Raw genomic sequence first — 11,263 nt, forward strand, 5'->3', positions numbered from 1 at the left:
TCGAGCCCGAACACTCGACGGCCTGAGGTAAGACGGAAACGCTGCTTTTCTCTATTACCGCGGGCCGATGCACGATCGGTGTTTATTCTTGCGTCTTGACCGGCTTACGGCTCCAATCGCCATGACCGACGTTATGCTGCACATGCGCATGTCCAGCGCGCTGCCGCAAAGCTGATCCAACAGGAGAATTACTGTCCATGTCGGACAAGATTGAAATGGGCGTGTCCCGCCGCGGCGTGCTGGCCGGCAGCGCCGCCACGGTCGCGGTCGCTGCGACGCCGGCGCATGGTGCGCCCCTTCCCCCGCCCAGGAAGCCGGAGGCGCCGATGATGCCCGTCCGTTTCACCGTGAACGGCGAACCGCGTTCGCTGACGCTCGATCCGCGTACCACCCTCCTCGATGCATTGCGGGAGCATCTCACGCTCACCGGCACAAAGAAGGGCTGCGATCATGGCCAGTGCGGCGCCTGCACCGTAATCGTCGATGGGCAGCGGATCAATTCCTGCCTCAGCCTTGCGGTGATGCACGAAGGCGACACGATCACCACGATCGAAGGGCTCGGCACGCCGGAGAAGCTGCATCCCATGCAGGCCGCCTTCGTGAAGTACGACGGCTATCAATGCGGCTATTGCACCCCGGGTCAGATCTGCTCCGCGGTCGCCGTGCTGGAGGAGATCAAGGCCGGGATTCCCAGCCACGTTCAGGCAGACGTTGCCCAGCGTCCGGACTTCACCACCGTTGAAATGCGCGAACGGATGAGCGGCAACATCTGCCGCTGCGGCGCTTATTCCAACATCGCCGATGCCATGGCCGAGGTCGCTGGCGCTGACGTCGCGGGGGCAAAGGCATGAGGGCGTTCACTTACGAACGGGCAACCGATCCCGTCGCCGCCGCGCGCATCGTCGCGACGAAGCCGGGGGCAAAGTTCATCGCCGGCGGCACCAACCTCCTCGACCTGATGAAGATCGAGGTGGAAACACCGACCCATCTTGTCGACGTGCAGGATCTCGACCTGGACCGGATCGAGGCGACGCCCGAGGGCGGCCTGCGCATCGGCGCCTTGGTCAGCAACACCGCGCTCGCCGCCGACGATCGCGTACGCCGCGATTATGGCGTGCTGACCCGCGCGATCGTTGCCGGCGCCAGCGGCCAGCTGCGCAACAAGGCGTCGACCGCCGGCAATCTGCTCCAGCGTACGCGCTGCCCGTATTTCTACGACGTCAACATGCCCTGCAACAAGCGCAAGCCCGGCTCAGGCTGCGCCGCGATCGGCGGCTATTCGCGCCAGCTTGGCGTCATCGGCGTGTCCGATAAATGCATCGCCACCTTCCCCGGCGACATGCCCGTGGCGCTCCGGCTGCTCGATGCGGTGGTGGAAACGGTCGACCCGCAGGGGCAGCGCCGCTCGATCCCGATTGCCGATTTCCATCGCTTGTGGGGCGACCGGCCGGAACAGGATACGGTGCTCAGTCGCGGTGAGCTGATCACTGCGGTCACCCTTCCCGCCCCGCTCGGCGGCAAGCATTTCTATGAAAAGGTGCGCGATCGCGCCTCCTACGCCTTTGCCTTGGTCTCGGTCGCGGCGGTGATCCAGCCCGATGGCACCGGCCGCGTCGCCTTTGGCGGCGTCGCGCCAAAGCCGTGGCGCGTGGAGGAGGCGGAGGCGCTGCTGCCGCAGGGCGCGGCGGCTGTTACCGCGCGCGCCTTCCAGGGCGCCACCCCCACCAAGGACAATGCGTTCAAGCTGCCGCTCGCCACGCGCGCGCTGGCTTCCGTGATCGCTCAAGCGAAGGCCTGATCCCATGAAGTTCGAAACTGCCGAGGGTCAGAACCCGATCGACCGCCTGAAGGTCGTCGGTCGTGCGCACGACCGTATCGACGGCCCGCTCAAGACCAGCGGCCTTGCGCCCTACGCCTATGAGCATCACGAGGGGATCGAGAATCCGGCCTATGGCTATATCGTCGGCGCCGGCGTGGCGAAGGGGCGCATCACCCGTATCGACACCGCGGCGGCAAAGGCCGCACCCGGCGTCATCGCCATCGTCACCGCGGCCGATGCAGGCAAGCTCGGCAAGGGCAAGAACAACACGGCGAAGCTGCTCGCCGGCCCCGAGGTCGAACATTACCATCAGGCGGTCGCGCTGGTGGTGGCCGAAACCTTCGAACAGGCGCGTGCCGCAGCCGGTCTGGTACGGGTCGATTATGCGCGCGCGAATGGCCGCTATGACCTCACCGAACAGCTGAAGGTCGCGCCGCTCGTCGGCGGGTCGGGCGGCCCGAACAGCGGCAGCTCGCCGGTGGAGCGCGTCGGCAAGTTCGAGGAGGCGTTCGCCGCCGCCCCGGTGAAGCTCGACGCCCAATATCACACCCCCGATCACAGCCACGCGATGATGGAGCCACACGCCTCGATCGCAGTGTGGAACGGCGACGAGCTGACGCTGTGGACGTCGAACCAGATGATCGCCTGGAGCAAGCGTGATGTCGCGCTGACGCTCAACATGCCGGAGGACAAGGTCCGCCTGATCTCGCCCTATATCGGCGGCGGGTTCGGCGGGAAGCTGTTCGTGCGCGCCGACGCGGTGATGGCCGCGCTCGGCGCGCGCGCGGCGAAGCGCCCGGTGAAGGTCGCGCTGCAACGCCCACTCATCGCCAACAACACCACGCACCGCCCCGCGACGCAGCAGCGCATCCGCATCGGCGCGATGAAGGACGGCACGATCACCGCGATCGCCCATGAAAGCGGCTCGGGCGACTTGCCCGATGGAGGCCCGGAGACGGCGGTGCAGCAGACCAAGCTGCTCTACGCGGGCCCCAACCGCATGACCGCGATGCGCCTTGCAGTACTCGATCTGCCTGAGGGCAATGCCATGCGCGCGCCGGGCGAGGCACCGGGCATGATGGCGCTGGAGATCGCGATGGATGAAATGGCCGAGAAGCTCGGCATGGATCCCGTCGCCTTCCGCATCAAGAACGACACGCAGGTCGATCCCGAGAAACCGCAACGCCGCTTCTCGCAGCGCCAACTCGTCCGTTGCCTCACCGACGGCGCGCAGCGTTTCGGCTGGGACCGCCGCCAGGCGAAGCCGGCGCAGGTGCGCGATGGCCAGTGGCTGATCGGCATGGGCGTCGCCTCCGCCTTCCGCAACCACCTCAACATGACGTCGGGCGCGCGTGTGCGCCTGTCGCCGGACGGCATCGTGACGGTCGAAACCGACATGACCGACATCGGCACCGGCACCTACACGATCCTCGCGCAGACCGCGGGCGAGATGCTGGGCGTGCCGGCCGAGGCGGTGGTGGTGAAACTGGGCGATTCCTCCTTACCCGTCTCGGCCGGGTCGGGCGGGCAATGGGGCGCGGCGAATTCAACCGCCGGCGTGTACGCCGCCTGCGTCAAGCTGCGCGAGCAGGTCGCCCAGCGGCTCGGCTTCAACTCGGCCGATGCGGTGTTCGACGCTGGCCGAGTCACCAGCGGCAATCGCGCCGCCGCGCTGCGCGATGCCGCCACCCAGGGTGAGCTGGTCGCCGAGGAGAAGATCGAGTTCGGCAAGCTCGGCGACGAATGGCAATTGTCGACCTTTGGGGCGCATTTTGTCGAGGTCGGCGTCAACGCCTATACCGGCGTCACCCGCGTCCGCCGCATGCTCGCGGTCTGCGCCGCGGGCCGCATCCTCAATCCCAAGGCCGCGCGCAGCCAGGTGATCGGCGCGATGACGATGGGCGTCGGCTCGGCGCTGATGGAGGAGCTCGCCGTCGACAAGCGTTTCGGCTTTTTCGTCAACCACGATCTCGCCAGCTATGAGGTGCCGGTCCATGCCGACATCCCGCATCAGGAGGTCGTATTCCTCGACGAGGCCGATGACAAGGCCAATCCGATGAAGGCCAAGGGCGTCGGCGAACTCGGCATCTGCGGCGTCGGCGCGGCGGTGGCGAACGCGATCTACAACGCCACCGGCGTGCGCGTGCGCGACTATCCGCTCACGCTCGACAAATATCTCGACAAGCTGCCGGCGGTCGCCTGACCGCCGGCGCGTCAGCCACGCGTCGCGGCGCTGCGCCGGGCCGGCAGGGCCTGGCGCACCGCTGGCGCGATGCGGCGCACGATGATCTCCACCCCGCGCGCATTCGGATGCCGCCCATCCGCCTGGAACAGCGCCTGGTTGCCCGCCACGCCCTCCAGGAAGAACGGATACAACGGCACGCCATGCTTGCGCGCCAGCCGCGGATATATCCCCTCAAAGGCACGCCGATAATCGCTCCCAAGGTTCGGGGCCGCGCGCATCCCCACCAGCAGCACCGGGATGCCGCGCCGCTTCAGCTCGGTCAGGATCAGGTCGAGGTTCTTCTCCGTCGCCCCGGGCGGCAGGCCGCGCAGCATGTCGTTCGCGCCCAGCTCGACGATCACCAGGTCCGGCTTGCGCTTCAGACCGCGCAATCCCCAGGCCAGCCGCGCGCGCCCCTGCGCCGACGTGTCGCCCGCCACGCCGCCATTGCGCACCGTCACGTCCGGCACGGATCGCTTCAACGCGGCCTCCAGCCTTGTGGTAAAGCCCTGCGCCGGTGGCAGGCCATAGCCGGCCGTCAGGCTGTCACCGAACGCCCAGATCAACCGCCCCCCCTGCGCCTGCGCCGGCGTCGCCGCCAGCAGCACGCCGCCAATCAGCAAATGAACAGCCAGCAATGGGACGGCCAACAATTGGACAGCGGCCATCATCGCCCTGTATCCGCGCCATGGTGACAGCATCCGCTTCTCCTTCGTCACCCGGCACTAGCCCGGATGACAGCCGCGACGATACCGTCGTCATCGACGCACGCAATCTGACGCTGGAGCTGGGTCGCCCCCCCGCCCGAACGCAGATCCTGCGCGGCATCGACCTAACCGTCGTTAGCGGGGAAAGCGTCGCGCTGCTCGGCCCGTCCGGATCGGGCAAATCGTCGCTGATGGCGCTTCTGTCGGGCATGGAACGGCCCACCGGCGGCAGCGTCAGCGTTGCCGGGCTCGAATTCGACCGGCTGAGCGAGGATCAGCTCGCAATCGCGCGCCGCGGTCGCATCGGCATCATCCTGCAGGCGTTCCACCTTCTGCCGACGATGACCGCGCTCGAAAACGTCGCCGTGCCGATGGAACTTGCCGGCATGGCGGAGCCGTTCGCCCGCGCCGAGGAGGAACTGACGGCGGTCGGCCTCGGCCATCGCCTGACCCATTACCCATCCCAATTGTCGGGTGGCGAGCAGCAGCGGGTCGCGATCGCCCGCGCGCTCGCCCCGCGCCCCGCGCTCCTCTTCGCGGACGAGCCGACCGGCAATCTCGATGGCGCAACCGGGGCCGCGATCATGGACCTGCTGTTCGCGCGCCATGCCGCCGCCGGCACCACGCTCTTCGTCATCACCCACGATCCCGCGCTCGCCGCGCGCTGCGGACGCGTGATCGCCCTGGCCGACGGTCGCATCGTCAGCGACAACGCCGCCGCATGACCAACGCCTGGCGGCTCGCCCTGCGTGATCTGCGCGCCGGCGGCCGCGGCTTGTGGCTGCTGCTGATCTGCCTCTTCCTCGGCACCGCCGCGCTGGCGGGCATTGGGTCGCTGTCGGCCTCGATCACTGGCGCGCTCGACGCGCAAAGCCGCCAGCTGCTCGGCGGCGATCTCGAACTGCGCGTGTCGCAGCGCCGCGCCACCGTGGAGGAAAACGCCGCCTTCGCCAGCTTCGGCCGAACGTCGGAAACGATTGCCGTCAACACCATGGCCCAGCCGCTCACCGGCGGCACCCCGGCGTTGATCAACCTGCGCGCCGTCGACCATGCCTGGCCCTTGATCGGCCGCTTCACGCTGGAGCTGGGGGCTTTGCGCCCACGCCCTGCCGGCAACCAGGTGGCGATCGCCCCCGCACTGGCGCAGCGGTTGAACGTGAAGGTTGGCGACACCGTCCGGATCGGCGCCGCCCCGATGCGCATCATCGGCCTGATCGCCGACGAACCAGACGCCCTCGGGTTCAGCTTCGGGCCGACCGCCCTGGTCGACATGGCGGGGCTCGACGCCACCCGCGTGCTCCAACCCGGCAGCCTCTATCAGGCGCGCACCCGCATCCTGCTGCGCCCCGGCCTCGATCCGGCATCGGTCGGCAACACCATCACCCGCCGCTACCCCAGCGCCGGGTGGAGCGCGCGGACGCCGGAGGACGCCTCCGGCAATGTGAAGCGCAGCATCGACCAATTGGGCCAGTTCCTGCTGCTCGTCGGCCTCGCCGCGCTGGTCATCGCCGGCATCGGCATCGGCAGCGGGGTCAGCGCCTATCTCAACCGCAAGAGCCGGATGATCGCCACGCTGAAGGTGCTGGGCACGCATTCGCGCACCATCGCCGCGGTGTTCCTGATCCAGCTCGGGCTGGTGGCCTTGCTGGCGGTGGTGGCCGGGCTGGCGCTCGGCACCGCGATCCCGTGGCTGGTCGCGCAGCTCGCCGGGGACGCGCTGCCGGTGCCACCACGCCTCGGCATCTATCCCGCGCCGCTGCTGGTCGCGGCCGGCCTCAGCCTGCTCGTCGCTCTCCTCTTCTCGCTGCCCGCCCTTGCGCGCGCACGCTCGGTCCCGGCGGCCAGCCTGCTGCGCGACGCCATCGGCAGCGTGACGCGGCCGTCGCCCCGCGTCCTCGCCGGCATGGGCGTCGTCCTTGCCCTGCTCGTCGCGCTGACGGTGCTGACTGCCAGCAACCGTTCGATCGCCCTGGGCTTCACCGCCGCAACCGGGGCTGTGCTCGCGCTGCTCTGGCTGCTCGGTATCGCGCTGCGCGCCCTCCTCTCCCGCCTTCCACGCCCGCGCCGCCCCTTGTTCCGGCTGGCGCTCGCCAACCTCTATCGTCCGGGTGCTCAGACCGACCGGCTGGTCGTTGCGCTCGGCCTCGGCTTCTCCCTGTTCGTGGCGCTCGCCGTCATCGACACCAGCCTGTCGAACGAGCTCGCCAGCGCCGCGCCGGCCAAGGCCCCGCGTTTCTTTGCCATCGATGTGCAGCCGGAGGATGAACCCGCCTTCCGTGCCGCCGTCCGCCGCGCCGCCCCTGCCGCGACGATCGAGGCGGTCCCCTCGCTGCGCGGCTCGATCGTCGCGCTCAAGGGGCAACGCGTGGCGGACATGAAGAACCTGCCGGAGGATGCATGGATCGTCCGCGGCGACCGCACCATCACCTGGTCCGCCACCGTGCCGCCGCGCAACAGCGTGGTGGCGGGCAAATGGTGGCCGCGCGACTATCGCGGTCCGCCGCTCATCTCGCTGGAGGATCGCGCCGCGCAGCAGCTCGGCCTGAAGGTCGGCGACACGATCACCGTCGCGGTGCTCGGCGTCGATGTCCCCGCGCGTATCGCCGCGCTGCGCAAGGTCGACTGGCAGGGGCTCGGCCTCAACTTCGCGCTGATCTTCTCGCCGGGCTATATCGAGGAAGCACCCCACGGCATCCTCGCCAGCGTCTATGCCCCCGCCGGCCGCGACGGCGCGATCGCGGGTGAAGTGGCCCGCGCGCTCCCCTCCGTCACCATGCTCCGCACCGGCGACGTGATCGGCCAGATCAGCGAATTGCTCGGCCGCGTCGCCATCGCGATCCGCGCCGCGGCCGCCGTCACCGTCGTTGCCGGCATTGTCGTCCTCATCGGCGCGGTAACCGCCTCGGGACAGTCGCGGCGATACGACACTATCATCCTGAAGCTGCTGGGCGGCAGCCGCGCGCAGCTGCTCACCGGGCAGGCGCTGGAATATGCCCTCCTCGCTCTCCTGCTCGCCGGGGTTGCTTTGCTCATCGGCATGGCGGGGGGCTGGTACGTCGTCACGCAGGTGCTCGATCTGACATGGGCGCCCGACCCGCTCGTGGTCGCGCTGACGCTTGGCGCCGCGATCGTCGCCACGCTTGGCATCGGCGTGCTCAGCAGCTTGCCCGCACTGCGCGCCTCCCCCGCAGAGGGGCTGCGTAGCGACTGAGGCACGCGCCCAGCCCGACGATCATCGTTCCCTGTCCGTTCCCGCGCTGCTATGGCGTGCCGCATGTCCGGCGGTCCGACTCGAAAGATCATCCATGTCGACATGGACGCCTTTTTCGCGTCGGTGGAACAGCGCGATGATCCCGCGCTGCGCGGCCGTCCCGTCGCGGTCGGCCATGCCGCGGCGCGCGGCGTGGTGGCCGCCGCCAGCTACGAGGCGCGCGCCTTTGGCGTGCGCAGCGCACTGCCTTCGGTCACGGCGCTCCGCCGCTGTCCCGACCTCATCTTCGTCCCGCCACGCTTCGATGTGTACAAGGCCGTCTCGCGGCAGATCCATGCGATCTTCGCCGAATTCACTCACCTCATTCAGCCCTTGTCGCTCGACGAGGCCTATCTCGACGTGACCGAGAACCGCGCCGGCCTCCCCACCGCCTGGGCCACCGCAAAGGCAATCCGCGCGCGCATCCTGGAGGAAACCGGCCTCACTGCCTCGGCCGGCGTATCGTACAACAAGTTCCTGGCGAAGCTCGCCTCCGACCATCGCAAGCCAAATGGCCAGTTTGCGGTAACGCCCGACATGGGCGCCGCCTGGGTCGAAACGCTTCCCGTCTCGCGCTTTCACGGCGTCGGCCCGGTCACGGCCGCAAAGATGAAGCGGCTCGGCATCGAAAGCGGCGCTGATCTGCGCGCCAAGTCGCGCGACTTCCTCGAACGGCATTTCGGCAGTTCCGCCGGCTGGTATCATGCCATCGCACGCGGCATCGACGACCGCCCGGTCAACCCCAACCGGGTGCGCAAATCCTCCGGCTCCGAAACCACCTTCGACCGCGATCTCACCGACCCGCAGGAGATTGAGGCCGGCATCATCCGCATGGCCGACGACGTCTGGGCGTGGTGCGAAAAGGCGCAGGCCTTCGGCCGTACCGTGACCGTGAAGATCAAGTTCCAGAGCTTCCGCCAGATCACCCGCAGCCGCAGCCACAGCCAGGTGGTGGACAGCCGCGACCTGCTGGTCAGCGCCAGCCTCGATCTCGTCCGCTCGATCTACCCGCCCGAAACCGGCATCCGGCTGGTCGGCGTCACGGTCTCGAACTTCGACACTCCCGCCCGCGACGATCCCCAGGATCTGCCGCTGTTCGACGCCGCCACGTCCTGATCGGCGGGATCAGCGCCCTGGCATCGAAAAGGACGGCGGATCGCTCGCGGGGAAGCTTTCGTCCGACGCCTCGTCCACTTCGGACCAGCGCGGCTGGGGATCGCGGATCGCCTCGGGCCCTGCGTCGCGCACCTGGCTGAACCCGCCCTGTTCGCCCGCTGGCCGCGCCAGCGCCGCGGGCGGCGCGGAGGCCAGCCGGTCGTCACGATCGTCCTCGTCATCCTCCTCGCGGCGCAGGCGCTCGGCGGCATAGCCCAGCACCAGCGCGACCAGGATCCACGGCAGCATGGTGCTGCGCATCTCCTGGGCCCGATCGCGACCGCCCGGCGCTGGGCGGAGCGCTTCGGCATAGGCGACACCGGACACCTCCTCGACGACAATGACCTCGTCCACCGTGTCGACCGTTCGGTGATAGCCCGGCGCCGCGCGATCCGCCGCGCCCTCACCGCGCATGCCATTGTCGCCAGGCGCCTGGTGGTTGGAGGAATCCGCCATGCCATAGATGCGCGTGTCGGGGTCGGCCATCGGATTGCCTCCTGGCGGCTATCGTTTCTGCGTCACGGAACAAGCCGTGACGCCGCATCCCGGTTCCGCATCCCGCCTGCGCTTTTAACCTGAGTCAGGGTTTCTCTTCCCTAGTTTCCCCGCGCCTCCGGCACATCGAGCGCGCTCAGCCGCGCCTCATGCCCCGCGCGGTCGATGCGGTAGAATTTCCACACCGCGATCGACAGGAAACTCAGCGCCGTGACCAATGTCAGGAACGTCCAGCCAAGCGACGCCAGCGTTTCCGCCGGCACCTGCCCCGGCAGCGCGCGGGGCGGAAAGGCGATCAGCGTCAAGATCATGCCGCCCATCACCGTTCCCATCGCGGTGATCAGCTTCTGGATGAACTGGTCCGCCGCCGTGATCAGCCCCTCCGACCGCCGCCCCGTTTTCGCCTGCGCATCCTCCACGATGTCCGCGATCATCGAACTGACCAGGATGAACCCGCCATAATAGAGCACCGCCGAGGAGAAGGCGAAGCCGACGAGCGTCGGCAGCAGCCGCGGATCGCCATTGTCGAAGAACAGGCCGGACAGCCGCAGCAGCAGCGGCGTGTTGACCAGGATCGTCCCGACGAAGAACAGCCCCATGCATGCCGGCTTCTTGCCGAACCGCCGCGACAGCATCGCGCCGACGATGGCCCCGAACGGCGTCGCGACGAACCCCGCGACCGTGGTGAGCAGCAAGGCCGACGCCGGCAGCCCCCAGATGAACGTCGCGACATAGGCCTCCAGCACGGTACGGATGCCAAAGCCGATGCCGGCAAGCGCCCCGGCGACCACCGCCACCGCCATGTTCCGGTTGCGCAGCGTCTCCGCCGCCTCGCGCAGCGACTGGCGCCACCCGCCGGTGCGCTCGGGCGGCTCGTACAGGACGCTGCGGTACCGCCGCGTGCCGAATGCGTTGACGAACATCGCGGTCAGCATCAGCAGCGCGGACGCAATCCCCAGCTTGCCATAGCCTGATCGCACCAGCTGCCCGACCGCGCCCTCTTCGGGCGACAGGAACCAGCCAAGGCCGAGGAAGGCCGTGATCATCGCCCCCACCGTGCCCAGCACCCAGCGCCAGGCGACCAGATTGGTGCGCACATGATATCCCGGCGCCAGTTCCGGCGTCAGCGCATTGGCCGGCACCTCGAAGAAACTGTAGCACAGGTTCAGCAGCATGGCGCACGCCAGCAGCCAGGCGAAGGTCATGCCGGGCGACATGCCGACCGGCGGGTTCCACAACATCGCGCACAGGATCGCGGTCGGGATCGGTGCGGCGAACATCAACGTGTGCCGCCGCCCCCAGCGCGATCGCAGGGTATCGGAAAAATGCCCGATCGCCGGGTCCCACACCGCATCGAAGGCGATGACGATGCCCAGCGCAAGGCTCACCGTCCACGCCTCCAGCCCGACGACCTGGCTGTAGAACAGGAGCATCAGCGACCTGAGGTAGATGATCGATCCGCCCGCAATCGCGCCGGACCCATGCGCGACCTTCGTCGACAACGGCAGGGACGCGGGCGCAGGCCGTCTCGGTGTCTCCGCCACGCCGGCTGCAATGGTGGCCATGATCCTCTCCTACCGTGCGCCTGGATGCCCCAGGCTTGCCATGCCGTG

At 68.6% G+C, this 11,263-nt stretch carries 9 protein-coding genes; 6 read left to right on the forward strand and 3 right to left on the reverse strand.

The window, feature by feature from the left end; translation table 11 throughout:
- Nucleotides 1-197 precede the first annotated feature (197 nt).
- From paoA to paoC, 3 genes are read left to right on the forward strand one after another with little or no spacing between them, the layout of a single operon-like run.
- Nucleotides 198-851, forward strand: coding sequence for an aldehyde dehydrogenase iron-sulfur subunit PaoA (paoA, locus tag CA236_RS05155; protein ID WP_125944797.1), 654 nt, complete (start codon nucleotides 198-200; stop codon nucleotides 849-851).
- On the forward strand, nucleotides 848-1,798 hold the full coding sequence (locus tag CA236_RS05160) for a xanthine dehydrogenase family protein subunit M (protein WP_125944798.1): 951 nt from the start codon (nucleotides 848-850) through the stop codon (nucleotides 1,796-1,798). Before paoA ends, CA236_RS05160 begins: the two co-directional genes overlap by 4 nt.
- A gap of 4 nt (nucleotides 1,799-1,802) precedes the next feature.
- Complete coding sequence (gene paoC / locus CA236_RS05165; protein ID WP_125944799.1) at nucleotides 1,803-4,022, forward strand: aldehyde oxidoreductase molybdenum-binding subunit PaoC; 2,220 nt, start codon at nucleotides 1,803-1,805, stop codon at nucleotides 4,020-4,022.
- Nucleotides 4,023-4,033: 11 nt separating this feature from the next.
- Here paoC and CA236_RS05170 read toward each other — a convergent pair whose 3' ends face one another.
- Entirely contained in the window at nucleotides 4,034-4,714 is a 681-nt protein-coding gene (locus tag CA236_RS05170; protein ID WP_241212527.1) for an arylesterase, read from the reverse strand.
- 17 nt (nucleotides 4,715-4,731) lie between these two features.
- Between CA236_RS05170 and CA236_RS05175 the strand changes: the two genes are divergently transcribed.
- The 3 genes from CA236_RS05175 to dinB all read left to right on the forward strand — a co-directional run bounded on the left by CA236_RS05175 (nucleotide 4,732) and on the right by dinB (nucleotide 9,116).
- The gene (locus tag CA236_RS05175; RefSeq protein ID WP_125944800.1) at nucleotides 4,732-5,475 is read left to right on the forward strand and encodes an ABC transporter ATP-binding protein; all 744 of its coding nucleotides are present in this window, start codon (nucleotides 4,732-4,734) and stop codon (nucleotides 5,473-5,475) included.
- Nucleotides 5,472-7,961: an FtsX-like permease family protein gene (locus CA236_RS05180; RefSeq protein WP_125944801.1), complete on the forward strand. Its 2,490-nt coding sequence runs from the start codon at nucleotides 5,472-5,474 to the stop codon at nucleotides 7,959-7,961. Before CA236_RS05175 ends, CA236_RS05180 begins: the two co-directional genes overlap by 4 nt.
- Nucleotides 7,962-8,024: 63 nt before the next feature.
- Entirely contained in the window at nucleotides 8,025-9,116 is a 1,092-nt protein-coding gene (dinB, locus tag CA236_RS05185; RefSeq protein ID WP_125944802.1) for a DNA polymerase IV, read from the forward strand.
- A 9-nt stretch (nucleotides 9,117-9,125) separates the two neighbouring features.
- On the opposite strand, the gene CA236_RS19320 is transcribed toward dinB, so the two are convergent.
- On the reverse strand, nucleotides 9,126-9,641 hold the full coding sequence (locus CA236_RS19320) for a hypothetical protein (protein ID WP_346962763.1): 516 nt from the start codon (nucleotides 9,639-9,641) through the stop codon (nucleotides 9,126-9,128).
- Nucleotides 9,642-9,751: 110 nt separating this feature from the next.
- Nucleotides 9,752-11,215 carry an MFS transporter gene (locus tag CA236_RS05195; RefSeq protein ID WP_125944803.1) on the reverse strand — a complete coding sequence of 488 codons (1,464 nt, stop codon included), beginning with the start codon at nucleotides 11,213-11,215 and terminating at the stop codon, nucleotides 9,752-9,754.
- Nucleotides 11,216-11,263: the final 48 nt, after the last annotated feature.

The sequence above is a fragment of the Sphingomonas sp. ABOLG genome (assembly GCF_003950435.1).
Lineage (GTDB): Bacteria > Pseudomonadota > Alphaproteobacteria > Sphingomonadales > Sphingomonadaceae > Sphingomonas > Sphingomonas panaciterrae.